The sequence below is a fragment of the Sphaerospermopsis aphanizomenoides BCCUSP55 genome, from assembly GCF_001586785.1.
GTDB classification, from domain to species: Bacteria; Cyanobacteriota; Cyanobacteriia; order Cyanobacteriales; family Nostocaceae; genus Sphaerospermopsis_A; species Sphaerospermopsis_A aphanizomenoides_A.
On record NZ_LUFH02000043.1, the window covers coordinates 21885 to 47419 of the forward strand.

The following is a 25535-nucleotide window of genomic DNA, read 5'->3' on the forward strand; positions in this document are numbered from 1 at the left end:
CGCACAGAAAACAAGTTTTCCCAGTTACATTTAACAATTTCAACCTGTAATTATGCAACGCCACACTTTTAATTTCTGTCTGCGTCTGTGCGTTTCTGCGTGAGACAAAAATCATTCCATTCATCAGCACGAAAAAGCTAAAATCCAAAATTGTAGACAATTATGAATGAAAATAATTGGACACGCAGAGACTTTATTAAAAAAATAAGTGTAACAACTGCGGGAATGGCGTTGTCATCATGTGGGATATCTGGGGATAGGTCTGCTAAAGGACTGACAGAAGCAGCTTTAGCCGTCACACCAGTAGTTAGACCCCAAGATTTAGAAAAACCAGATATTACTGTTGGTTATGTACCTGTAAATGATTGTGCGCCATTTGCGATCGCCTGGAAAAAAGGTTTCTTCCGCAAATATGGCTTAAACGTCAAACTTAACCGCGAAGCTAGTTGGGCAAACTCCCGCGACGGCTTAATATTTGGTCGTCTCGATGCTGCACCCGTCGTCTCCGGTGCTGTCACCAACGCCAGAATTGGTGCAGAAGGCGCACGTCACGCCCCCTTGTGTGCAGCCATGACCATACACCGTCACGGTAACGCCATGACCATGAACAAAGATATGTGGGACTTTGGCATCCGTCCTTGGTACGAATATCAACAAAAATACGGTGATGGTGCATTAGAAGCCTTTGGCAGAGACTTCCGGGGCTATTTTGACAAACAACCCCCAGAAAAGAAAGTTTGGGCAGTAGTCCTTAGTTCTGCCATTTATGAATACTTTGCCCGTTATCTTTCTGCCGCAGCTGGTGTGGATCCCTTCAAAGAATTTCGGATCATCATTGTTCCCCCACCGCAGATGGTAACAAACATGAGAATTGGTGCTATGCAAGCATACATGGTAGCCGAACCTTGGAACACCAGAGCAATTAAAGGAAATGAAGATATTGGTTTTACCTTTGCCCAAGGTAAAGAAATTTGGCAGGGACACCCAGATCGACTACTAGGAGTAATGGAATCTTTTATCGTCAATTATCCCAAAACTTACCGTTCTTTGGTCAAGGCAATGATAGAAGCTTGTCAATATTGTAGTAAACCAGAACACCGTCAAGAAGTAGCTGAATTGCTAACAGAACGATCTTTTACTGGTGCAAAACCCAAAAAACCAGGTGTTCCTATGACTAAGTTTACTGCACCGGGAATTGTTGGCAATTATAACTATGGTGGTTTTGATGGTCAAGACCGCACTATTAACGCTGAAGATACAACAATTTTCTATGATATTCCTGATAGTATTCCCCATGAAATAGGAGAACATTCCACATTTTTATGGCGTTCTCGAAGTCTTTGGTTAATGACTCAAGCCGCCCGTTGGGGACAAATCAAAGAAATTCCCAAAAACGCTAATAAAGTAGCCGAACAAGGTTGGAGAACCGATTTATATCGAGAGATTGCCGCAGAAATGGGAATTCAATGTCCCAAGGATGATTATAAAGTTGAACCGCCAGAAGTATTCATAGATAAAAAAGGATTTGATCCTAGCGATCCTGTCGGTTATCTAAATAGTTTTAAAATCAGAGCAAATGCTCCTAATCGCTTCTTCATGTCTTAAAAATTCAAATAATAAGCTGACAAATTTAGGAGGATATAATGATGGAATATACAGCTTTATCACAAAATACTTATCAACAAATCAAGCCCCAGCACGGATTTTTAGAAATCGAAAATTTAGTCAAGTCATATCCAACACCAGACAAAGGAAATGCTGTAGTCTTAGATGGTGTTAATCTGACAATTGGTGAAAATGAGTATATTTCTGTAATCGGTCATTCTGGTTGTGGAAAATCAACATTACTAAAAATAATTGGTGGGTTTCAAAAAGGCACATCAGGCTCAGTCCGCTTAGATGGAAAAGAAATTCGCAAACCAGGTGCAGATAGAATGATGGTATTTCAAAATTATTCGCTTTTACCTTGGTTAACTGTGCGCGAAAATATCCGTTTAGCTGTAGATGAAGTGCTAAAAAATGCTAATCGCGCCGAAAAAATTAGCATTGTCAATGAACATTTGGCAATGGTAAACTTAACATCTGCTGCTGATAAGTATCCCGATGAAATTTCTGGAGGTATGAAACAAAGAGTGGGTATTGCTAGAGCTTTGGCAATACGTCCTAAAATGTTATTAATGGATGAACCATTTGGAGCTTTGGATGCCTTAACTCGTGGTAAATTGCAGCGTCAGGTATTAGATATCTGGGAAAATCATCGTCAAGCAGTAATGATGATTACTCATGATGTAGACGAAGCAATTTATATGTCAGATCGCATTGTCTTAATGACCAATGGACCAGCAGCTACTATCGGAGAAATTCTCGAAGTTCCGTTTAAGCGTCCACGTGATCGCAGTGCGATCCGCAATTCTAAAGAATATTTTGAATTACGCAATCACGCCTTAAATTTTTTAGACCGATACTTTACTTCCGAAGAGTGAAATAAATTATTATTTGATGGGTATACAATCGTGGAAATATAAGCTACAATTCAAAAAGTGAAAAGTTAATATTTTGAACATTTTCAATTTTGACTGTTCACTTTTGAATTCCGCAAACCTCTGTGGGTAGCCTAATTCAAATTCCAAAAAGCTGGATTTGAAGCGGAGGAACCAATGTTTGGGGCTAATCTTAATTGAGAGACACCTTCCAGTCTTAGCCCGTCAGCTAACTCCGTCGGCAATGGAAGGAACCTCCAAAACCTTGGCTGTAATACCAGTTGTTATTGGGGTTTCCTTAATCAATTTGCGATTTTAGTTCATGATTTTGAATAAAATACAGCAGCTTTCAGCAATCAGCAGTAAAAACCTTTTGGTGCAAAGCTTTGTCATAAAAATTTGTACCTTCTTCATCTACAATATGCTGTATGAATTTAAAATCTAAAATCTAAAATCTAAAATTGGTATCCCTGCTTCTCATTGATTATTCGTTTCAAGGGAGAGAAGTTAAAGCTGTGAAAGTTAAGCCATTGTTAGCAAGATTGCAAAGTGCAATTGGTCGCTATGATCTCATGGAACAGATGATATTACTACCTGCTCCTCAAAATTGCATGAGTGACAAAGATTCACAAGCAAATTCCATCAATTTAATTGTTGGCTATAATGCTTCACCTAATAGCCATACAGCCTTAGATATTGCTTTTTGTATTGCTCATCAAACCAAGTTGGCTACAAATATTCAAGTCAATGTCCAGGCTGTTTATGTATTAGAAGAACACTCTATTAGTTCTTCTCATCACAACTTAAGTTTGCCTCAAAAGCAGCTTAATTTAGGGTATGGAAATTATGATGTCACTCAATCTAAAACATCCGTATTAACTCAATCAAAACCTCAGTTAATTACCAATTCAATAGAAGATAAAGCAGATAAAATTCTTTGGCAAGCCAAAAATTTAGCTGAAGAATGGCAGAGTTATTTTAAATCTCATCTGCGGTTTGGTAACTTATGTGCCGAATTGAAAAAAGTCGTGGAATTAGAAGCTGCTGATGTTTTGGTTTTAGGTTGTCAATCTAGCCATCATCCTTTGATTGATAGTTTAGCTAATGATTTTCCCTGTGCTGTGTTGGGTATTCCCAGTTGTCTTGATTAATCATTAGGAGAATTGCAGACATAGATTTTTAAAGCCCATACACAAATAATACAATCATAAATTCCTAAGTCGCCTATAATCTAGGTGACTTTTTTGCTACTATGCAATCAGTAACATTATTAGGGAGGATAGTATGGAAAATTGGCAAGCAGTCCTAAGTATCATCACATTTATTACCGTCATTGCTGTCATCATGACAGAATGGGTTGATCTGACTGTTGCGGCTTTATTGGGGGCGTTATTATTAGTTTTTACTAATATTATGACTTTACCAGAAGCTGTTGGTTATATTGGCAAAAGTCATGGAACTTTGGGTTTATTTTTTGGGGTAATGGTGTTAGTTAGGGCATTTGAACCTACTAATATTTTTAGTTATATAGCAACACAAATAGTCATTCTTGCTCAAGGTAGTGGCAAAAAATTACTCTTAGGTATTGTGGCATTAGTTACGCCAATTTGTGCTGTTTTACCTAACGCAACTACAGTAATGTTATTGGCACCTTTAATACCGCCCATGGCACAAGAAATAGGAGTGAATTTTGTACCTTTATTAATTTTAATGGTGTTTGTAGCAAATAGTGCCGGATTATTAACTTTAGTAGGAGATCCCGCCACATTTATTGTTGGTGATGCTGTAAATATTAGCTTTATAGATTATTTAGGAAAATTGAGTTTAGGGGGAGTAATTGCTATTGCTACTGTAGTAGTAACACTGCCAATTTTATTTAGAAGAATTTGGAATACTAGGCTAGAGACTTTAGCCGAATTACCACATCCCAAAATCAATCATCCACGAGTTTTAATAATGGGTGGAGTTATAGTAGCTTTTGTGTTGATATTTTTCGTAATTGGTGAATCTCTGCCGATTCCTATTTCCCCTGCTGCAGTGGCTTTGTTGGGTGCAGGTTTGGCTTTATTACTAGCTCAAAAAAGTAGAATTGATACAGTTCATAATATTTTACGAGATGTAGATTGGAGTACATTAATATTTTTCATGAGTATTTTTGTGTTAATTGGGGGACTAGATAAAACAGGAGTTATTAAAGGTTTATCAGGAGTTTTAGGAGTTATTTTAGGTAAAAATATTTTACTCGGTTCTATACTATTGTTATTTATGGTGGGGATATTATCTAGTGTTGTTCCCAATATTCCCTTAGTGGTAGCGATGGTTCCTTTGTTGAAACAGTATGTTGTCAATGTGGGATTAGCACCAGCAGAAGTTTTAGCAGCCGATTTTCCGGGACAATTTCCTACAGAAGTTTTACCACTGTTTTATGCCATGATGTTTGGTGCAACTTTGGGAGGAAATGGTACTTTGGTGGGAGCATCTTCTAACATTGTTGCGGCGGGTATTGCTGAACAGCATGGAAAACGCATTTCTTTTAAAACTTTTCTACATTATGGAATTCCTGTTACTTTATTACAACTTGTGACTGCGGCTGTATATGTTTTGATTCGGTTTTTACTTTGAGTGTGGAAATTGCCACTCTTGGTACAAATTCCCTATATTTCTAGCAGAAGCTAGGGGAGCATCCCAAATGTGTAAGTTGATTTTTTTGAAAGAAAGGCAATTGTTCCCAGGTTTGATATGAATCAACTGCAAAGAAAGCCAAGGACACAAAGTTAAGAGGGTTTAAAAGAGTTTTTAGTGTTCCTGCGTTTATTTTAGCTTTCATTGGGATACTCCCGAATTTAGAAGTCAGAAATTATGTTTTAATTACATTCTGACTTCTGTTTTTTATCTAATATCTCATAATGTGCAGCACATCGCGGAGAACACTATAGCCAAATAAATCCCACAGCAAGTAAGCAACAAATCCAATCATGGCCAAGCGTCCATTCCATAATTCAGCTTGGGGATTCCAGCCAAAAATAAAAGCATTACGATCTACACCATTATAGGCTTTAGCAACTGGTGGTATATCAGTAGATGAGCGAGTTTCCATTTTTTTCTCCAATCCAAAATTAAGTAAGGTTGAGATTTTGAATCTTTTGTTCTAAACAACAATTTAATGCTTAACTTAAATTTACCTTTTACACACAAGGCTGTATTATGCCTATAGGTACAAACTAGAGGCACTCTTGTGGAAGATAATTATAAATTTATTGGCGCGAAAAAATCCACCTGGCGATGGTGACAAGAAAATAAACAATAACTAGGTGGAAATTCGATAATTATTTCATGATTTATGTCAGCAAATATTTCTAATTTATGATTTATTAAATAGCAATAATTTCGTGCTAAAAGCCTTGTCTTTAACACTAATTAACAATCACAATATATAAAAATTCTATCTAACGTTACATAAGGTATCCCACCTGAGAGAGATGCTAATCATGGCTAAATTACTGGATTCTGAAAGATGCTGAACTTAAGAATTGCCAATAGATACAACTAAATCCTTAATGAGAGCAAATTTAACTTTAAAGGTAAACTTAGAGGCAGGAAATATAAATCATGCAGGAACTGTACAAACATTTATGGTGGATGGCACAAATACCTATAAATACCGCTGATGTCACACCAGCACAGGCATCGGTTCTTACTTCCGGACCACGCTTTTTTGTGGCTTTAATTTCTGGAGTGATTCTCGCCTTTGCCTTTCAATTAGTGTTAACAAATCTCTCTATTGCTGCTGGTATTTCCTATTTAGGGCATCCATCAGAGTCCCAGGAAGTTGAAAGTTTCGGGGGTACAATTCGCAAAATCGGCATGAGGTTGGGAATTTGGACATTAGTCACGGTAACAGTTGCTTTATTCATAGCTTGTTTCTTGGCTGTAAAATTGAGTCTATTAATTTTAGATCCCAGATTAGGCGCGATTTTGGGTTTAGTAATTTGGGGTGCATACTTTTTATTACTAATGTGGGTTAGCACAACTACAGTCGGGTCTTTAATCGGTTCAGTTGTCAATACTGCTACTTCGAGTTTTCAAGCGATTATGGGAACGGCTACAGCAGCTTTAGGTGCGAAAGCTGTCAACCAGCAAGTTGTAGCGACTGCGGAAGCGGCTGCGTCGGCTGTGCGGCGAGAATTAGGTAGTGCTATGGCACCAACAGGTATTCGCCAAAACATAGAAGAGTACATAGAAAAGCTACGTCCCCCGGAAATTGATATATCCAGGATTCGGTCGGAGTTTGAAAGGTTATTAAATGAGCCGCAATTTAAAGCCTACGCCAGCAGTCCAGACCTCCGCAATATTGACCGTCAGCGGTTTATTGATTTGGTTAGTAACCGTACAGATTTATCTAAGCGAGAAGTGAGCCGCATAGCTGATTCTTTATATGGAGTTTGGCAACAAGTAGTTAGTCAGCAAGTACCTGACCGCTTGGGAGAGTTGGTAGACTATCTCAAATCTTTATCCCCAGGACAAACTAAAACAAATGAACTTAATGCTAAACTTGATCAATTAATTGCCGAAGTTCATACATCAAAAGAACCAGAACAAAAGCCTGGTATTGTTCAACAGGCAATATCAACTTTAACAGGGGTAATTTTAGGAAGAACAGATTTATCTGATTTGGATGTAGAAAAAATTTGGGATTCCCTCAATACTGCTAGAGAAAAAGTTACAAAACAAATTGTTCAACAACCTTATAATCCGATTCGTGCCGATATTGAAAATTATCTAATCCATACCCATGCTTGGCAACTAAATGAGGAAAATATTGCCCAAGAATTTCGAGATGTAATCTATGATACTGCTGCTGATCCTGGTGCAATCCGCAGCGAATTAGAGAAAATTACTCGTCAAGATTTTGTCAATATTCTCCAAGCTAAGGGATTTTTAACTCAAGCCCAAATTCAGCAAATTACTGACCAATTGGTAGCAGTGAGAAATGAAGTTTTAATCACAGTCGCCGCCCAGGAAGAAAGAGAAATTATCCAAGATTTGCAAAGACGAGTTGAAAGTTACTTACTTGTGACTCCGAAAGTAGATTTAACACCAGCAGGAATTGAGGAGAATTTTAAACCGTTTTTAGCTGATTCAGAGGCAGATTATCAAACTTTATCGCGGCGATTAGCACAAGTTGAACGGGAACAAATGGGAGAAATTCTGTTAGCACGCAATGACATTCAGGAGTGGGAATTAGACCCGATTTTAGATGAATTGGAAATGCAGCGTGATCGTGTTTTGGTAGAATCTCTCAGTATAACCCAACAGGTACAACATCAAGCGGAAAGCCTGTGGCTGAATGTTGAATCTTATCTGCGTAACACAGGTAATAAAGAATTAAATCCTGATGCTATTCGCGCTGACCTGAAACGACTTTTAGCAGATCCCCAAGCCGGAATTATTGCTATTCAGGCGCGTTTATCTCGCTTTGATCGAGATACTTTGGTACAATTGTTGAGTCAACGCCAAGATTTAACTCAAGCACAAGTTAATCAAATTATTGATGTAGTGGAAGAATTATGGCATGGCATTCTCCACACACCACAAAAAGTAAAAGAACAATATGATTCTGTAACTAACACTATTGCCAATTATCTGCGAAATACTGGTAACGAAGAATTGAATCCTGAAGGTATACAGCGAGATTTAACTAGATTATTTGCAAATCCCAGAGAAGGTGTTGTTGCCCTGCGTCGTCGTTTATCACAAGTAGATAGAGATACTTTGGTGCAGTTGTTAAGTCAACGTCAAGATTTAAGTGAAGAACAAATTAATCAAATCATTGATGCGATGCAGACATCAATTAAAAATATTATTCGTGCGCCGCGTCGGTTAGCAACCAGAACCCAACAAAGAATGCAAAATTTTCAAACCTATTTGCAGGAGTATTTACGACTAACTGGGAAAGCAGAATTGAACCCGGAAGGAATTAAGCGAGATATGCAATTGTTATTGCATGATCCAAGGGTGGGGATGGAAAGTTTGAGCGATCGCCTCTCCCATTTCGACCGAGAAACAATTATGGCGTTGTTGAAAATTCGGGAAGATATGACTGATGAAGAAGCCGCCAGAATTGCTGATAATATGATCTCAGTGCGTGACCAATTTGTAGAACAGGTGCGGGGTATTCAACGACACATTCAAGATGCAATTGAGGGTATTTTTGCCAGTATTCGTAATTATCTCAATTCTCTAGAACGCCCGGAACTTAATTATGATGGCATTAAACATGATTTCCGCCAATTGTTTGAAGATCCTCAAGCTGGGTTTGAAGCATTGCGCGATCGCCTTTCCTATTTCAATCGTGAAACTTTAGTAGCTATTTTAAGTTCTCGTGAGGATATGTCTGAGGACGATGCTAACCGCATTATTGACCAAATTGAACGCGCCCGAAATACTGTTTTACAACAGGCTGAACACCTACAGAACGAAGCGCAACATCGGCTAGAACAGGTAAAACGTCAGGCACAGCGTCAAGCAGAGGAAACGCGCAAAGCCGCTGCTAATGCCTCTTGGTGGTTGTTTGCAACAGCGGTTGTTTCCGGCATTTCTGCGGCTTTAGGAGGTGCGATCGCTGTAGTTTTGGTGTAAGTTTGACGTAAGTATTCAGCTATAGGCATCCAGTTTGATTCCTGATAGCGAAGCGTGGCGTAAGCCATAATCATTTGTGTAGGCAGGCAAGAGGCAAAAGGTTTTTAGGGGATTTCAGTGTAAGGAGTTTTGTTCAATAATCAAATAGGAGTCCTATATTCAACCGAACACGATATCACAGGTGAATATTGATGTTTTTTAGGTTCTTGCTGATGGCTGATGGCTGATGGCTGAATGCTTACGCGTTTGTTTCGGGGTTTGTTTCGGGGCTTGATAGAAATCTGTTGTGTTTTCCACAACCAACACCCAAATTAAGCTAAAATGTTAAATAAAGTATAAAAAATTATTAAATTTAACTGCAATTGTGGAAAAATTATTACCTTTTGGGGAAAAAGTTGTGGAAAACTTAAAGATTTTTTAAATAAATTACATCAAGTATAATTACCTTGTGGAAAAATGCCCTAGCTTTTCCACAGCTTTTCCACAGATACTAATCCCCCGTTCAAAATTTGTTACTATAATCCTTCAGCAGTTGAATCCATATTTATGAAATTAGTTTGCGCTCAAAGCGACCTCAGTACAAACCTTTCACTCGTCAGTCGTGCAGTACCATCAAGACCTACTCATCCCATACTTGCTAACGTGCTGCTACAAGCGGATCCAGAAACCAACCAAGTCAGCTTAACAGCTTTTGATCTCAGCTTGGGTATCCGTACCAGTTTTAGTGCTGAGGTAATTGAAGGAGGTGCGATCGCTCTTCCTGCTAAACTACTCGTAGATATCACTTCCCGTCTACCAGAAGGCGAAATCACCCTCGATGACGAATCAGCAGACAATACCGGAGAAGGTATAGTTGTCACCCTCAAACCCAAAAGCGGCAAGTATCAAGTCCGCGCTATGGGAGCAGAAGAATTTCCTGAATTACCTGTAATTGCAGCCTCGGACGCAATTCAACTTACTACCGCTGCATTAATTGAAGGCTTAAAAGGTTCATTATTTGCTACCAGTGCTGATGAAACCAAACAAGTCCTCACAGGCGTACATTTAACAGTGAAACAAGACACCTTAGAATTTGCGGCTACAGATGGACATCGTTTAGCGGTGCTAGAAACAACTAACGAACGTCCCCTAGATACAAGTGAACAACTAGAGGTAACAGTACCAGCAAGAGCATTACGGGAATTACAGCGGATGTTAGCCCATAGTTCTTCAGAAGAAACTGTATCCTTATATTTGGATCAAGGTCAAATTGTCTTTGCTTGGCAAAATCAACGTTTAACCAGTCGGACTTTAGAAGGACAATATCCCGCTTATCGGCAATTAATACCCCGTCAATTTGAACGCCAAGTCGTCTTAGAACGGAAACAATTTATCAATACCTTAGAGCGAATTGCAGTGTTAGCTGATCAGAAAAATAATATTGTCAAAATCAGCATTGATAACGAGAATCAAGAAATTACTTTATCTTGTGAAGCGCAAGATGTGGGTAGTGGTACAGAGTCAATGCCAGCGCAAATTGCAGGTGAAGATATAGACATTGCTTTTAACGTCAAATATTTAATGGAAGGCTTGAAAGAATTACCATCTACAGAAATCCAAATGCACTTAAATCAAAGCCTAACTCCAGTAATTTTTACACCTTTAGGTGGGTTAAAAATGACCTATTTAGCTATGCCTGTGCAATTGAGAAATTAGAAAATCAAGGAGTATGGCTTACACCCAGCTATGCCTACGGTATCCTACGTAAACGCTATCTGGAGAAAGAATTAATTGTGACTCTGCCTATTCCTTATTAACCAATGTGTTTAATTGGAATTTCAATCCAGAATTGAGTACCTACATCTGGTTGTGAATCACATTTCAAAATTCCGCCATGCTTTTCTACCACAATTTGGTAACTAATTGATAAACCCAAGCCAGTACCTTTGCCTACTGGCTTAGTAGTGTAGAATGGGTCAAATATTCTCTCTTTGATAGCTGATGGCATTCCTGGGCCATTATCACTAATCCGAATTACTGCACTTTTATCATGATCACTGATTTCTTGAATGAAAGTACAAACAGTAATTTGTCCTGACTTGGTATTTTCTGATTTATATGTTCTGTAAATTTCTAAGGCATCAATCGCATTACTTAAAACATTCATAAATACCTGATTGAGTTGCCCTGCATAACATTCAACTAAGGGCAAATCTCCATATTGTTTAATCACTTGAATAGCCGGAGATTCAGGTCTAGCTTTTAAGCGATGCTGCAAAATCAATAAAGTGCTATCAATACCATCATGGATATTTACTTCCTTCATCTCTGCCTCATCAAGACGCGAGAAATTTCGCAAAGATAAGACAATTTGTCGGATTCTATCCACCCCAATTTTCATAGAAGATAGACTTTTTGGTAAATCTTCTATAATAAATTCTAAGTCAAATTCTTCTGCTTGATCTAAAATTTCTTCGCTAGGGGTAGGGAGTTCTTGCTGATAAAGACTGAGCATATTTAGTAAATTTTGACTATATTCATTAATATGGCTGAGGTTGCCAGAAATAAAGTTAACTGGATTATTAATTTCATGAGCTACCCCGGCTACAAGTTGCCCCAAGGAAGACATTTTTTCAGTTTGAATAAGCTGGGTTTGAGTAGCTTGTAATTCATGCAGAGCTTGAGTTAATTGTTCTGCTTGCTGCTGAGTTGTCACAAGTAGTTCAGCCTGTTGAATTGCTACCCCAAGTTGCCCTGCAATCTGACTAATAAAATTAACTTCCGATGCTTTCCATTGACGCGGACCAGAGTGTTGATAAGCACAAAGTAGCCCCCAAAGTTGTTTACTAATAAAAATAGGAGCTAACACAAAAGCATGAATTTGAAATTGTTCTAAATTATCGACATGACAGGGAGTAAATCCCATTGTATAGATATCATCTACAGCAAAGGTTTCATTATTGCGGTATCTTCCCCCTGCTGTATCTTGTAAATAAGTGTCATTCCAAATTGTATTAATTCCCAATTTGGATTCATTCAACCAGTTGGGACTGGTAGCTTCAAAATCACCTACAAATTCTCCACCCCAATCTGCATCAAATTTATAAACAGAAACTCGATCAGATTTGATTAATTGACAAACTTCTTTTGTTGTTGTTTGAAAAATAGTATCAGTATCAAGAGACTGACGAATTTTATTAATAACTCCAAATACAGCTTGTTGTTGTTCTGCTGTTCTTTGCATTTCTAAAGTCCGCTTGTGGACTTGTTTTTCTAAATTTTCATTAAAACCTTGTACCTGTTGGTAAAGTTCATATTGCTGAATTGCTGAGGCAAAATGGTTACTAATTTCTCTTGCTAGTTCAACTTCTTCATTCGTCCATTTTTGAGCTTGTCCTTTTTTAGATTCGCGCCATAATTCAAAGGACATACGCGGATAAAGTTGTCTGTTATCTGGGTCAAATTTACCCGCCCACAGAGTTTCTGTATCTATTTCATTCCGAAAAATACTTAAATAGCCCACTAATTCTTGTCGATAGTGGAGAGGAATCATTAAAATACTGCGAATTTTTGTAGGTTTAAAAGCCGCTTGGACAATTCTTAAATTAGAATCTTGGTAAATATCAGGAATTGCCCAAATGTCGTAATCACCAGATTTATAATATTCTTGCCAAACACTATACTGTTCTAGCAGTGGATATATATTTTGGTTAGGAATAATAGGTTGCTGTCCACAAACATAAAGCTGGAGACAGTTACTACCAGGAATTAAACATTCTTTGAAAGGTTTGAAGCTACTATGTTGAAATTCAAAGGCATTATGTCTGACACATAACCTACCACCAACACCATTAAATCCTGCAACTGTAGCTTCTAAAGCTGGTTGTAAAACAATAGTTGGTAGTGAATGCAGGAGAGTGGCAATGCGGTTAACAACGGCTTCTCGTTCTGCTTTAGCACGGGCTTGGGTGAGGAGATTACTTTGAGCGATCGCTACAGACAACTGCTCTACTACCATCTGCATTGCATCTAATTCATATTCTGCCACCTCACGAGCTTGAGAATGATGAGATGTTAATAACCCCCACAGTTCATTTTCATGAATAATCGGTGCAACTACAGAAGATTTTACTCCCATCGCTGTCAAATATTCTATATGGCATGGGTCTACAGGACGGTACAGAAGTTGCTCTGATCTAATTTCACCCGCTTTCAGGTCACGCACAGGACTTTGGCCAATCTCTCCAGCGTCAACGTTAACTACAGAACGCACCCGTGATTTAATCAACAATTCACGCGCATGGAGGGGAATATCATCAGCAGGGAAATTCAACCCTAACAACGAGGGTAAACGATTTTCATAAATAGATTCTGCAATCACTTGACCACTACCATCAGGATGAAATTTATAAATCATCACTCGGTCAGTTCCCAGTAAGGAACGAACTTCCGCTGTAGTTGCGGTAATAATTTCTTCTAACTCTAAAGACTGACGGATGCGATTGGTAATCCGACGGAGTAGGGTTTCTTGTTCCATACTTGTCCGCAGGTCTAGTGGAGGGATGTAAACCATTTTTTTATACCATATTCAATATATTACTCTAGTTTATTTTATAACTTAATAATATTTAAAGATTTTGTTTAAAATTTTGTCTTCAGTGAGAGTACGGGTAGAGCCTAGACTTAACAATTATTAATTTTATGATTAACTTCCGCAGAATTTTCATTAAGAAATAGGTGACAGGTGACAGGTGATAGGTGACAGCTAACAGGTGATAGTTAAGTTAATAAATATCAACTATCAACTATCAACTATCAACTATCAACTAAACTTTCGCATTGTCAGGAAAAACGGATTTTCAGATAATCATCATCCATTTTTGCCCCTGCTGGTTGCAGTGCAGCTAAAGCCTGGGGTAGAACCAAGTTACGGCGATGATTACCAATAGTAATGTTTAATTCGTCTCCGGTTTTACTCAGTTGAATTTGGCTTTTAGGAATATTAGGTAAATACAGTTCCAAGCTGTATTGGTTGTTTTCCTGTACAACTCTGATGGTGGTTTCTTTATAATAAACCTGAGTCGGATCTTCATCTTTGTAGAGAGTTTCCTTAAGTCTCTCTAATGCTGCTAAACCACACATTTCTTCAGAAAACAGGGGTACTTCCTTGACAGGTAAAGGTAAGAAGTTTTCATGAATTTCTTGGCGGTATTGTTCTTGATTTTCTTTCCAACGTTGGAAAAATGGGTCGTCAACTTCTTTGGGAATAATACGATTAGCTACAACTAAATCTGTCGCTACATTATACAAGCTCAAATAAGCATGAGCGCGAAGAGATTCTTTAATCACCATTTTTTCTGGGTTGGTGACAAGACGGACTGAGGTTTGAGTATTGTCAGTCAATACTTTTTCTAGTGCTTCTATTTGTTCATAAAATTCATAAGGAGCATCCATCACTTCTTTATCTGGTAAAGAAAAACCAGCAATGGGTTTAAAAATTGGTTCAACCAGAGGTCTAAGTGCTACGGATATATTTTGAAAAGGCTTGTAAAAACGCCGCATATACCAGCCACCAACTTCTGGTAAACTCAACAAACGTAAAGCAGTACCAGTTGGGGCGGAATCAATAATTAAAACGTCAAATTCCCCTTCATCATAGTGACGTTTCATTCTTACCAAGCCGAAAATTTCATCCATGCCTGGTAAAATTGCTAATTCTTCCGCTTGTATTCCCTCTAAACCCCGTGCTTGTAAAACTTGGGTAATATAACGCTTTACAGCACCCCAGTTACCTTCTAATTCTTGCAGTGCATCGAGTTCTGCACCCCATAAATTGGGACGGACTTGTTTAGCGTCATGTCCTAATTCTATATCAAAACTGTCTGCTAAGGAGTGAGCAGGATCTGTACTTAAAACCAGTGTTTTATAGCCGAGTTCTGCACAACGCAGTCCAGTTGCAGCCGCGACGGAGGTTTTACCTACGCCTCCCTTTCCTGTCATCAGAATTACGCGCATGGATAATTTTGTCCTGCCTGAATTTTGTTTACATTTATTTACATTATCCGTTGTTTAAGGAAAATAGGTGTTGCTTCACCACATCTAATCGGGAACAGTGCCAATAATCAATATGGGAAATAATTAAACCCTCAGCGTTGAGACGTAGTTCACTCCAACCAGAAATAGAGATGCGTGGTTTCCAGGGTAATGGCGAATTCCAACTAAGTGTCCACTCGCTTTTAATTGTGTCTTCTTTTTGTTGGATGTTATGTAAATCCATTTTCAGATTTAAGAAGAAAGTTTGAATGAATTTAATCATCCATTTGTAAAGTTCTAAACCACGAAATTTAAAAACAGCATCTTGAAAATAAACATCTGGTGCGTAAATACTGTAAGTTTGATCAACTGGAAATCTTTGATAGTCGGCTTTTAGTGTTTCGATAATATCCATAATAGGGAATAGGGAATAGGGAATAGGGAATAGGTAATAAGTAATTGGCAAAAAATAAGGGTTTTTACTCAGCACTCGGAACTCAGCACTCAGCACTCATCACTCAGCATTTATAACTCTTTACCTTGAGTTACTTCTAAATAAATATGTTCTAAGCATACAGGTTGCCGAGAAATGGAATCAATAGGGATGCTGTCAAATTTAGCAATGATTGCTTTTAATTCTAGCGGTTCTGGTAGTAAAAAAGCTAAATCGCTACCATAACGTCTGGGTATAAAGCCATGTTCTTGCGCTAGAGCGATCGCTTGTTCTTTTTGTGTAGTTTGTAACACTAAAACTTCCTGACCCGGAATTAAGGTTTTTAACTCCGATAAACTACCTTCTGCTAATATCTTACCACTTTTCAAAATGCCAATGCGGTTACAAAGTCGTTCAGCTTCATCTAATAAATGAGTTGTTAGTAAGATAGTCATGCCTTGATTTTTAAGTTGGCGAATTAATTCCCAAATTTCATATCTAGCTTCAATATCTAATCCTGTAGTGGGTTCATCAAGAATTACTAATTGTGGCTGATGTACCAAAGCAACAGCAATATTTAGCCGTCTTTGCATTCCTCCACTGAGAGTTTCTACAGGACTTGTAGCTCTATTTAATAGGTTAACAGATTTGAGGGTTGCTTCTACTTGTTGCTTTTTGGTTTCTTGATCCAAACCATAAATATCCGCAAAAAATTTGAGATTTTCTGCACAAGAAAGAGTTTTATATAGGAGATTTTCTTGAGGAGCAATACCAATTAATTTTTTTGTGGATTCTGAAACAGGTTGGTGATTAATGGTAATGTAGCCACTGTCTGCATTCAGGAGATTACAAATAATATTGATTGTTGTTGTTTTTCCTGCTCCATTTGCACCTAATAAACCGTAAACTTCTCCTGTTTGAAGATGTAGTGTTAAATTTTCTAGAACTTTTCTATCGCCGTAGGATTTATTTAAATTTTTAATTATCAGCATATTTGAAGTTATGAAGTAATGATTCAGTATTCAGGATTCATATCAAGGCTGGGAGCAATTTCCTTTCTTTCCAAAAAATTAACTTACACATTGGGAATGCTCCCTGATTTACAGCCTCCTTTCTACCATCAACATCCTTTGATAAGATAACCATCCACAGGCTAACATTATCATTGCGAACCAGAATAAAAACCAAAGATGTAAGATAATATCATTAAATTGATTTCCCTTAGCCCAAACACCTAAAAGAGCTTCATTCATGTGGTAAATTGGATTATATTGAGCAATATCTAAAAGAGTTTTCGGAAATAATGATGTTGGTAAAAATGCCCCACCTAAAATTAATAATGGCACACCAAAAGCTGCCACTAAAGCATTCACATCTTCAATGCGTCTAGCTAATTGCGTACCTAAAATAAAACCTAAGCCGACATAGGCAATGATGCTTAATAAGATAATGATAATTCCTAATAAAATCGAACCTTTAAAAGTAGCACCCCACAAGGCCGCAATAGTATAAACCAAAAGCGTTTGTCCAATACCAATACAGCTATGAGCAAGAAAAATTCCCAAAAAATAAGATGTGCCACTCAAGGGAGAAATAAACAAGCGTTTTAGGGTTTGCTGTTCTCGTTCTGCAACTACAGTAGCAACACTTCCTCCCAAACAACTAAAAAATAGTGCTGCACCTACTAAAGTTGAAGGGGCTGCATTTTCAAAAGCCACAGCCATTGTAAGTTTTGCCCGTTCTGCCAAAATAAATCCGTTGAGAATTAAGATAGAAATTGGGAAAATACTCCAAAAAATTAAGCTGCGTCTACGGCGCAACAGTTCAATTAAGATCCGCTGAGTTACAGCAATAGTTTCACGCCAATATTTCATCTTGGTGAGTTGATGTACAAATTTATCTCAGGTTGATATTCTACTAACTATAGAAGATTATCCGTGCTGAGTAGTCAATTATTAAATAATATACTACACTATTAAAGAAGCTTCTCATCCCTTAACTAAAATCTTACAGCTTTTTCTGTAAGGTAATCTGTAAATAGAAAATTTGAGTGTATATTATGTTGACAAACAACAATTAACAATTTATCCACTTCCTGCAAAATACTTCCTTTGAGGATGGCTAGGAAAATCTTGCATATTTATGCTTGATTTTTTGCCATTGTGCATCGTGAAAATTTAATTGTGTCACCAATGAGCCAACTACTTAATTTACCAAAATCATCTACTATTTCTCGTCGTACACTGCTGAAGTTATTTGGTGTGGGTACGATAGTCACAGCCACAGGATACTCCCGTTTTAGTAAACCAAAACCATCGGTTTTTCAACCAGATACTCTCAGTTTACCAAAGATGTTAAATACCCATAAAAGCGTTGTTGTTATTGGGGGTGGTTTAGCAGGTTTAGCTTGTGCATATCAATTGGTGCAGCGGGGATTTACAGTTACACTTTTAGAAAAATCTCCGCAACTGGGTGGTAAAATCGCTAGTTGGCAAATAGAAGCTGCTGGTGAAAACTTTAGGATGGAACATGGCTTTCATGGATTTTTCCCTCAGTATTATAACTTGAATAGTGTGGTATCTGAACTGGGAATAAAAGATAATTTTCAATCATTAGAATTTTATTCTGTAGTTTACAATAATTCTCAATATCAACCAGAGGTATTTCGTCCTAGCAGTTCTGCATTTCCTTGGAATATTATAGACTTGGCTATTGCTTCTCCCAATCGGTTAAAATGGGGAATAAATCTGACTAAAATTAAGCATTTACAAGTTTTCCAAGCAATTACAGGTTTCCAGAGAGAAAAGAATTACCAACGTTTTGATAACATCTCTGTCGCTGATTGGGTTTCTACAGAATTTCCTCAAGGTTTATATGATTTGTATTTTCTACCTTTCGCCAAATCCAGCTTAAATGCTCCCGATGTAATGAGTGTGGGAGAACTAATGCAATTCTTCCATTTTTACTTTTTTGGTAATCCTGAAGGATTGGCATTTAATGGTACAAAAGACGATATGGGTACAAGTTTAGTACAACCCATTGCTCAAGCAATTCAGCAGCAAGGTCAAATTATCACAGATGCAAATGTGAGCGAAATTATTGCAACTGAAGGAAAGATTTCAGGAATTAAATATTATCTAGGTGACAATAACCATAATGTGCCTTTTTGGGTGCAGCGCAACTCAGTTGTCAATGATAGCAAAATAGAATATTTTGGGGCTGCGGATGAAGTATTTGCTCTCGAAAATGGCAGTCAGGAAGCAATTTCTCTCACTTGCACTCATCAAGGTTGTACTGTGCAAATAGCAGCAGATGGTAAATTTCATTGTCCCTGTCATGGAGCAGTTTTTACCGCAGATGGTAAAGTTGTTAAAGGGCCTGCACAAAGAGATTTATCTAAGTTTCAGGTAGTGCAAAGACAAGATGATAATTTGCAACTATTAGCAGTTAATCAAGAGTCATCATCACCAGAGACAATTACCGCAGATTATTATGTTTTAGCTACTGATGTACCGGGAGTACAACAACTATTTAAACGGATGACTGGGGATGTAGATAAACAAGTGCGATCGCAAATCCAAAAATTGAGCATTGCTGATCCTTTTGCTGTTTGTCGTTTTTGGTTTGATCAAGATTTTCCATGGGAACATAGTAATTTTACTTCTTTATCTGGATACAAACTAACTGACAGCATTACCCTTTATCATCGCATTCAAAAACAATTCATTGATTGGGCGCAACGCACAGGTGGTAGTGTAGTAGAATTACACGCCTATTGCTACAAAGAAAAAGAATTTCCCAATCAAGAAGCTTTGTTAACAACTTTTGAAAATGAACTGTATGATATTGTTCCTGCATTAAAACAAGCCCAATTACTACATCGAGAATTAGTTAATCAACATAACTTTTCTGGATATCCACCCAATAGTTATGTAGAACGTCCAGAAACTCATACAACTGTAACTAACTTATTGTTTGCCGGTGATTGGGTCAAAATGCCTTTTCCCTGTGGTTTAATGGAACGGGCTGTTAGTAGTGGGTTACTGGCCGCCAATGAAATTTTACACCGCGAAGGTTTGCAGCGACGGCCACTTTTAACAGTCAATCCAGAAGGATTATTGCAAATTTGACACTCCCCTGCCTAAAGGCGTTCGCGCAAGCGTCTCGCCAGAGATGGGGATTATTGGTTCACAGACTCGCCATTAGACGACAGGTTGACACCAATCGCCCAAGAGGGCAAATCTCCCCAAGCGTAGCTTCCGGCGTGTCCCGCCGTAGTTAATCCCAGCTTTAGGATATTTATACTGGCGTTGATATCTCTATCTTCAACGAACCCACAATGAGTACAAACATGGGTTCTAGTTGATAGAGATTTTTGTACTTTCTGGCCACAATTAGAACAATTTTGAGAAGTGTTATGAGGAGGAACTGCAACAGTTACCTTTCCATATTTATGCCCAAAATATTCTAACCATTGCCTAAAAGTAGACCAACCAGCATCAGAAATTGATTTAGCTAGATGTCGGTTTCTTACCATGCCTTTCACGTTTAAATCTTCATAGGCTACCAAATCGTGAGATTGGATGACGGAATATGCTAATCTCTGGCAATATTCTTTTCGCTGCCTACTTACTCTTAAATGTTTACGTGCATACCTATTTCTAGCTTTGTGATAGTTGTTAGATTGTCTTTGTTTTGCCTTTTTGCGTTCTGGGCTAAACTTCTGGGATTTTTTACGATTAGCACGGTTTAATTGTTTTTCTGCCTGACGGTAAAACTTGGGACATTCTTCTACATTACCTTTAGAATCAGCAATGAAATAATTTAACCCCAAATCCAGTCCTACTACTTGATGAGTTGGCTGTGTTTCAATTCTGATATTCACATCAATTGCAAATTGAGCATAATAGCCATCAGCACGACGTACTAAACGCACTCGTTTAATTTGTTTGATGTCGTAGTAATTCAAGTCATAAGTACCTTTTAATTTCAGAGTACCTATTCCTTTCTTATCAGAAAAAGTAATTGCTTTCCGGTTTGGTGATAATTTCCATCCACTTGTTTTATATTCAACAGAACGGCAGTTTTTCTTAAACTTTGGAAACCCCTTTTTACCTTTAACTTTCTTTTTGCAATTGTCGTAAAACCGAGCTATTGCGCTCCAAGAACGCATGCCTTCGGCACGCTACGCGAACGGCAGCAGATTGTCTAGCCATTGAATTGAGTTCATCGGCAAAAGGAAATTCAGATGCTAATACTGCACAATACTTATTTAGGTCATATCGTCCCACACCTTTATTATCCATCCAATAACGCAAACACTTGTTTTGGATGAATTGGCTGGTACGAATAGCCTCATCTATTGCTTGATATTGCTTGTCTTTTGCTTTGACTTTGAACTCGTAAATGATCATGGCAACGACCTAACAAGCATATTATTATGTTAGTTAAATCTACATAATCTGTCAACAGAAAGAATATATCACTGAGGCGTAAACGCCTTGGTTAGCTTTCATCCCTTGCCTAAAGTACGTATAAGTTTTTCCGCCAAGCTCCAAAACTTAACCGTTCGGCTGACGCTCACGGCGAAGCCTCAAGGGTTTTCATCTGTTTTCTTATAAGAGAAGGCAGGAGGCAGGAGGCAGGAGGCAGTTCACAAGTCAAAAGTCAAAAGTCAAAAGTATTACCTCTTTATCAATCAAGAGGATTGAACAAGGAATAAGTTTTTTGTTTTTCCCCTTTAAAGGGGAGGCTTTTGACCCGTTTTTTTTTGGTAAGATTAATAACTTTATTCTCTATTCCCTATTCCCTATTCCCTATTCCCTATTCCCTATTCCCTTCTTACTGTCACCTGCTATATTCACCTAAATTTAAACCAATTACCCCCATAATTATTAAAAATATGGACATAACTTTTATGAGTGTGAAAGACTCACGAAACCAGACAATACCAATACTAGTAATAATCAGAGTACCTACCCCAGACCAAACAGCATAAACAATACTAACTTCTAGTTTTCTCAAAGAAAGCGTCAAAAAAGTTAAACAAAGTCCATAAAAAACAAAAATTAAGATCGAAGGAATTAATTTAGTAAATTCTTCAGAAAGTTTCATACAAGTTGTGCCAGAAACTTCAAAAATAATTGCTATCATCAGGTACAGCCAACTTATTAACATAGCTTAAATTGCTGCTGAAAGTTCAGGATTGGGGTTTTTTAATTATCTCCACCAAACCCAAAACTTTCCATAAGCAAAAAGTCTTATATAGGAGGAAATAGGGAAGAGGGAATAGGATAAGAAAATTTTAGATTTTAGATTAGAGTCAACCAGAGACAATCCAAAATCCAAAATCCAAAATCCAAAATTCCTGTCCTCTACACCCTTGTTTCTTAAAAGCTGACTGCTGACTGCTGACTGCTGATAACTATATTAACCCTTTAAAGCCCTTCTAAAATTACGTCGATAGGATGGATTAGCAATAAACAAGACTGGCCATAATAAAGAAAAACCAATACGATTGGGTAGGGTTTGTGTAAAATGAGTCTTATTAAAGCCAGTCCAAAACTTCCAAGCACCAACTACATAAGCAACTATCAAACCAATAATAATTAATTTCATTGTCATTAACTCCCTTAGCAACTTCAGATAAGTTTAGTTAAAAATTACCACAGAGTAGAGAAATTCCATCCCCAAAAGACATAACTTATCAATTAGGTGATCAGATTTCGGCTTTGGAGTAGCCTGATTCTAGTTTAAATTATGTTGTAAAACTCCGCCCAATATTTAGACATTGCTGCTACTCACTATAAATACTGTTCATCAGTCAATACTTGTCGGTTAAGCTAAAAACATTAAGTTAGGTAGGTTGGGTTGACCTTAGAAAACCCAACATTTACGGACTTTTGTTGGGTTGCGCTTTCTTTAGACCCAACCTACTAAAACTCTTAACTGAACAGTATTGGTTCATAAGTGACTCAACTTAAAAAAACGTAATCACCATAGCCCCGACTACTTTAAGAAGTTGGGATTTGATTTCGATATCCTCAGTGTTTTATGTTGAATTTTGTTGTTAATATTCATACTAAGTTGTTTTCCAAGGTAGTATATTTTTGGGAACTCCAAAGCATAAATGATCCAGTTTTTGTAATCAAAACTACTTTTCTTCCCCAGTTCAGAAAAATAATTAATTTTTTCCCATGCCCAATGCCTCCAAGCTTCCTCAAGAGCAACTTACGTTAATATGTTTGAATACAAGTCAGTATCAGTAGTTAGCTATCAGCAAACTTTATTTTCTTTCCCTGTATTTTTGATCAGATGTCTCTTATGGAAGTTCCTCAAATATCAAAATCCATAGGAAACTTAAATAAAGAAGAACCATGTTTTATAACAGATTTTAATGCAGCCAGGGCTGTAAATAGGAGGTTTTATGCGTGCAGTGCTAATGGCAGGTGGTTCGGGAACAAGGTTGCGTCCCCTAACTTGTGACTTACCAAAGCCGATGGTTCCTATACTAAATCGACCAATTGCTGAACATATTATCAATCTTCTCAAACGACATCAAATTACAGAAGTTATTGCTACGTTACACTATTTACCTGATGTTCTCCGAGATTACTTCCAAGATGGCAGTGATTATGGCGTACAGATGACTTACGCTATTGAAGAAGACCAGCCACTGGGAACAGCAGGTTGTGTAAAAAATATTGCCGAACTTTTGGATGAAACTTTTTTAGTGATTAGCGGTGATAGCATCACAGATTTTGACCTTACCGCCGCAATTGAATTTCACAAACAAAAAAAATCAAAAGCGACTTTAATTTTAACCCGTGTTCCTAACCCAATTGAATTTGGGGTGGTAATTACGGATGAAGAAGGACGCATTAACCGCTTTTTAGAAAAACCTTCCACCAGTGAAATTTTTTCTGATACTGTCAATACTGGGACTTATATTTTAGAACCAGAAGTTTTGGAATATTTACCAGAACATACAGAATCTGATTTTTCCAAAGATTTATTTCCTTTACTACTAGCAAAAAATGAACAGATTTATGGTTATATCGCCCAAGGTTACTGGTGTGATGTGGGTCATTTAGATGCATATCGGGAAGCACAATATGACGCTTTAGCTAGGAAGGTAAAACTGGATTTTGCTTATCAAGAAACTTCTCCCGGTATCTGGGTGGGTCAAAATACTTATATTGATCCTAGTGCCAAAATTCAAAGTCCAGCCATAATTGGTGATAATTGCCGGGTTGGGGCAAGAGTACAAATTGAAGATGGCACAGTAATTGGTGATAATGTCACCATTGGTGCAGATGCTAATTTGAAGCGTCCTATAGTTTGGAATGGCGCGATTATTGGGGATGAAGCCCAGTTATCCGCTTGTGTGATTTCCCGTGGTACTCGTGTAGACCGTCGCGCTCATGTATTAGAAGCTGCTGTAATTGGTTCGCTGTCTACGGTGGGAGAAGAAGCACAAATTAGCCCTGGAGTGCGGGTTTGGCCGAGTAAAAAGATTGACTCAGGCGCAGTTTTAAACATTAACCTGATTTGGGGTAATACTGCCCAACGTAACTTATTTGGTCAACGTGGTGTGCAAGGTTTAGCTAATATTGACATCACTCCAGAATTTGCCGTGAAATTGGGCGCTGCTTACGGTTCGACTTTAAAACCCCGTTCTCAGGTGACTGTTTCCCGTGACCAACGCAATGTGTCGCGGATGGTGACTCGTTCTTTAATTGCTGGTTTGATGTCGGTAGGTGTAGATATTCAAAATCTTGATTCTACAGCTATTCCTATCACTCGCACAGTTATCCCGACAATGGGAGTAGTGGGTGGTATTCATGTGCGTGTACACCCAGACCGTCCAGATTATATCCTGATTGAATTCATGGATGGCAAGGGAATTAATATTTCTAAGGCTCAGGAAAAGAAAATTGAGGGGGCTTATTTTAAAGAGGATATGCGGAGGGCGCAGAGTCACGAAATTGGTGATGTGGCATATCCCAGCCAAGTAATAGATCGTTACTGCACTGCCTTTGAAAAGTTATTAAATGTTTCTACACTTCGCAATAGTCGAGCAAAAGTTGTCATTGACTATGTTTATGCGGTGTCTGGGGCAGTGTTACCGCAGATGTTAGATAAATTTGGGGCTGATGCGGTGGTTTTAAATGCGAGTGTCAATAAAACCGCGATGACTACTACTAGTCGGGAAGGACTGCTGACTCAGTTAGGTCATGTGGTAGAAGCACTAAAGGCTAATTTTGGGGTGCAAGTATCAGCTAATGGGGAACAACTGATTTTAGTTGATGAGTCTGGTTATCCGATTCGGGGAGAAATGCTGACGGCATTGATGGTGGATATGATGTTAACATCTAATCCTCGCAGTTCAGTGGTTGTACCAGTTCACGCTTCTAGTGCAGCAGAACAAGTAGCACGTCGTCATGATGGTAAGGTAATTCGGACAAAAGCCAACCCAACTGCTTTAATGGAGGCTTGTCAAAAAAATCCCAATGTGGTTTTGGGTGGTAGTGGAGAAACTGGTTTTATTTTCCCGCAATTACATCCGGGGTTTGATTCCATGTTCTGCATTGCTAAATTAATTGAAATGCTGACTATTCAAGAGCGATCGCTTGTCTCTGTTCGCGCTGAGTTACCCCGTGTCATCCACAAAGATTATACCATCCGTTGTCCCTGGACAGCAAAAGGAGCGTTGATGCGTTATTTGGTGGAAACCCATCCAGCGCAGAACTTGGAATTAATCGACGGTGTGAAAATTCGTCAACCCTACGATGATAGTTGGGTGTTAGTTTTACCAGATGCTAGTGAACCAATGGTACATTTATTTGCTAACAGCAGCGATCGTGATTGGGTCGATGATAGTTTAAGAAGCTACCGTAATCGTGTGCAGACTTTTGTAGAACGAGAACAGGAACATTACGCAGCAGAAGTGTAGGGTGTGGGGTGTGGGG

16 protein-coding genes, 1 pseudogene and 1 riboswitch are annotated in these 25535 nt (G+C 38.2%); of the genes and pseudogenes, 8 read left to right on the plus strand and 9 right to left on the minus strand.

The genetic code is table 11. The annotated features are described in order from the left end of the window. Positions 1-162 precede the first annotated feature (162 nt). The 4 genes from A0J48_RS12770 (at position 163) to A0J48_RS12785 (ending at position 5102) form a co-directional block, all read left to right on the plus strand. Complete coding sequence (locus tag A0J48_RS12770; protein WP_200323576.1) at positions 163-1605, plus strand: ABC transporter substrate-binding protein; 1443 nt, start codon at positions 163-165, stop codon at positions 1603-1605. Positions 1606-1646: 41 nt separating this feature from the next. Next, complete coding sequence (locus A0J48_RS12775) at positions 1647-2483, plus strand: ABC transporter ATP-binding protein (protein WP_200323612.1); 837 nt, start codon at positions 1647-1649, stop codon at positions 2481-2483. A 139-nt stretch (positions 2484-2622) separates the two neighbouring features. Further along, positions 2623-2739, plus strand: a riboswitch (cyclic di-AMP (ydaO/yuaA leader). Positions 2740-2995: 256 nt separating this feature from the next. Further along, entirely contained in the window at positions 2996-3631 is a 636-nt protein-coding gene (locus A0J48_RS12780) for a universal stress protein (RefSeq protein WP_200323578.1), read from the plus strand. A gap of 133 nt (positions 3632-3764) precedes the next feature. Beyond that, a complete protein-coding gene (locus A0J48_RS12785; protein ID WP_200323580.1) occupies positions 3765-5102 on the plus strand; it encodes an SLC13 family permease in 1338 nt (445 codons plus the stop codon). Positions 5103-5373: 271 nt separating this feature from the next. Here the strand turns inward: A0J48_RS12785 and A0J48_RS12790 are convergent, their stop codons facing one another. Continuing rightward, positions 5374-5577, minus strand: coding sequence for a chlorophyll a/b-binding protein (locus A0J48_RS12790; RefSeq protein ID WP_200323582.1), 204 nt, complete (start codon positions 5575-5577; stop codon positions 5374-5376). Positions 5578-6089: 512 nt separating this feature from the next. Here A0J48_RS12790 and A0J48_RS12795 point away from each other — a divergent pair. Together A0J48_RS12795 and dnaN are read left to right on the plus strand one after the other, a co-directional pair. Continuing rightward, positions 6090-9119 (plus strand): MFS transporter, encoded by a 3030-nt coding sequence (locus A0J48_RS12795; RefSeq protein ID WP_200323584.1) that lies wholly within the window; start codon positions 6090-6092, stop codon positions 9117-9119. 546 nt (positions 9120-9665) lie between these two features. Beyond that, positions 9666-10814, plus strand: a complete 1149-nt coding sequence (gene dnaN, locus A0J48_RS12800) for a DNA polymerase III subunit beta (RefSeq protein ID WP_200323586.1) — start codon at positions 9666-9668, stop codon at positions 10812-10814. Between the two features lie 97 nt (positions 10815-10911). Here the strand turns inward: dnaN and A0J48_RS12805 are convergent, their stop codons facing one another. From A0J48_RS12805 to A0J48_RS12825, 5 genes are all read right to left on the minus strand, one after another. Next, positions 10912-13671 (minus strand): GAF domain-containing protein, encoded by a 2760-nt coding sequence (locus tag A0J48_RS12805; RefSeq protein ID WP_234300890.1) that lies wholly within the window; start codon positions 13669-13671, stop codon positions 10912-10914. Positions 13672-13940: 269 nt separating this feature from the next. Next, positions 13941-15113, minus strand: coding sequence for a TRC40/GET3/ArsA family transport-energizing ATPase (locus A0J48_RS12810; RefSeq protein ID WP_200323588.1), 1173 nt, complete (start codon positions 15111-15113; stop codon positions 13941-13943). 43 nt (positions 15114-15156) lie between these two features. Beyond that, positions 15157-15546, minus strand: coding sequence for a DUF2358 domain-containing protein (locus tag A0J48_RS12815; protein ID WP_200323590.1), 390 nt, complete (start codon positions 15544-15546; stop codon positions 15157-15159). Between the two features lie 110 nt (positions 15547-15656). Continuing rightward, positions 15657-16556, minus strand: coding sequence for an ABC transporter ATP-binding protein (locus tag A0J48_RS12820; protein ID WP_200323592.1), 900 nt, complete (start codon positions 16554-16556; stop codon positions 15657-15659). Between the two features lie 108 nt (positions 16557-16664). Continuing rightward, on the minus strand, positions 16665-17438 hold the full coding sequence (locus A0J48_RS12825) for an ABC transporter permease (protein WP_200323593.1): 774 nt from the start codon (positions 17436-17438) through the stop codon (positions 16665-16667). A gap of 318 nt (positions 17439-17756) precedes the next feature. On the opposite strand from A0J48_RS12825, the gene A0J48_RS12830 reads away from it, so the two are divergent. Next, positions 17757-19694: an FAD-dependent oxidoreductase gene (locus A0J48_RS12830; protein ID WP_200323595.1), complete on the plus strand. Its 1938-nt coding sequence runs from the start codon at positions 17757-17759 to the stop codon at positions 19692-19694. Here the strand turns inward: A0J48_RS12830 and A0J48_RS12835 are convergent. From A0J48_RS12835 to A0J48_RS12845, 3 genes and pseudogenes are all read right to left on the minus strand, one after another. Next, positions 19666-20978, minus strand: a pseudogene (locus A0J48_RS12835) (RNA-guided endonuclease InsQ/TnpB family protein). The gene A0J48_RS12830 and the pseudogene A0J48_RS12835 overlap by 29 nt on opposite strands. Positions 20979-21411: 433 nt before the next feature. Further along, complete coding sequence (locus A0J48_RS12840) at positions 21412-21741, minus strand: DMT family transporter (RefSeq protein WP_234300891.1); 330 nt, start codon at positions 21739-21741, stop codon at positions 21412-21414. Positions 21742-21993: 252 nt separating this feature from the next. Then, the gene (locus tag A0J48_RS12845) at positions 21994-22182 is read right to left on the minus strand and encodes a hypothetical protein (RefSeq protein WP_200323597.1); all 189 of its coding nucleotides are present in this window, start codon (positions 22180-22182) and stop codon (positions 21994-21996) included. Between the two features lie 808 nt (positions 22183-22990). On the opposite strand from A0J48_RS12845, the gene A0J48_RS12850 reads away from it, so the two are divergent. Then, positions 22991-25519 carry a mannose-1-phosphate guanyltransferase gene (locus tag A0J48_RS12850; RefSeq protein ID WP_200323599.1) on the plus strand — a complete coding sequence of 843 codons (2529 nt, stop codon included), beginning with the start codon at positions 22991-22993 and terminating at the stop codon, positions 25517-25519. The last annotated feature ends 16 nt before the right edge of the window (positions 25520-25535 follow it).

Excerpts from the sequence above, each read along its gene's own strand:
- A0J48_RS12790 (WP_200323582.1), bottom strand. The coding sequence starts at position 5,577 with ATGGAAACTCGCTCATCTACTGATATACCACCAGTTGCTAAAGCCTAT.
- A0J48_RS12825 (WP_200323593.1), bottom strand. The coding sequence starts at position 17,438 with ATGAAATATTGGCGTGAAACTATTGCTGTAACTCAGCGGATCTTAATT.
- A0J48_RS12805 (WP_234300890.1), bottom strand. The coding sequence starts at position 13,671 with ATGGTTTACATCCCTCCACTAGACCTGCGGACAAGTATGGAACAAGAA.
- dnaN (WP_200323586.1), top strand. The coding sequence starts at position 9,666 with ATGAAATTAGTTTGCGCTCAAAGCGACCTCAGTACAAACCTTTCACTC.
- A0J48_RS12820 (WP_200323592.1), bottom strand. The coding sequence starts at position 16,556 with ATGCTGATAATTAAAAATTTAAATAAATCCTACGGCGATAGAAAAGTT.
- A0J48_RS12785 (WP_200323580.1), top strand. The coding sequence starts at position 3,765 with ATGGAAAATTGGCAAGCAGTCCTAAGTATCATCACATTTATTACCGTC.
- A0J48_RS12810 (WP_200323588.1), bottom strand. The coding sequence starts at position 15,113 with ATGCGCGTAATTCTGATGACAGGAAAGGGAGGCGTAGGTAAAACCTCC.
- A0J48_RS12850 (WP_200323599.1), top strand. The coding sequence starts at position 22,991 with ATGCGTGCAGTGCTAATGGCAGGTGGTTCGGGAACAAGGTTGCGTCCC.
- A0J48_RS12845 (WP_200323597.1), bottom strand. The coding sequence starts at position 22,182 with ATGAAATTAATTATTATTGGTTTGATAGTTGCTTATGTAGTTGGTGCT.
- A0J48_RS12770 (WP_200323576.1), top strand. The coding sequence starts at position 163 with ATGAATGAAAATAATTGGACACGCAGAGACTTTATTAAAAAAATAAGT.
- A0J48_RS12775 (WP_200323612.1), top strand. The coding sequence starts at position 1,647 with ATGGAATATACAGCTTTATCACAAAATACTTATCAACAAATCAAGCCC.
- A0J48_RS12830 (WP_200323595.1), top strand. The coding sequence starts at position 17,757 with ATGAGCCAACTACTTAATTTACCAAAATCATCTACTATTTCTCGTCGT.
- A0J48_RS12840 (WP_234300891.1), bottom strand. The coding sequence starts at position 21,741 with ATGTTAATAAGTTGGCTGTACCTGATGATAGCAATTATTTTTGAAGTT.
- A0J48_RS12795 (WP_200323584.1), top strand. The coding sequence starts at position 6,090 with ATGCAGGAACTGTACAAACATTTATGGTGGATGGCACAAATACCTATA.
- A0J48_RS12815 (WP_200323590.1), bottom strand. The coding sequence starts at position 15,546 with ATGGATATTATCGAAACACTAAAAGCCGACTATCAAAGATTTCCAGTT.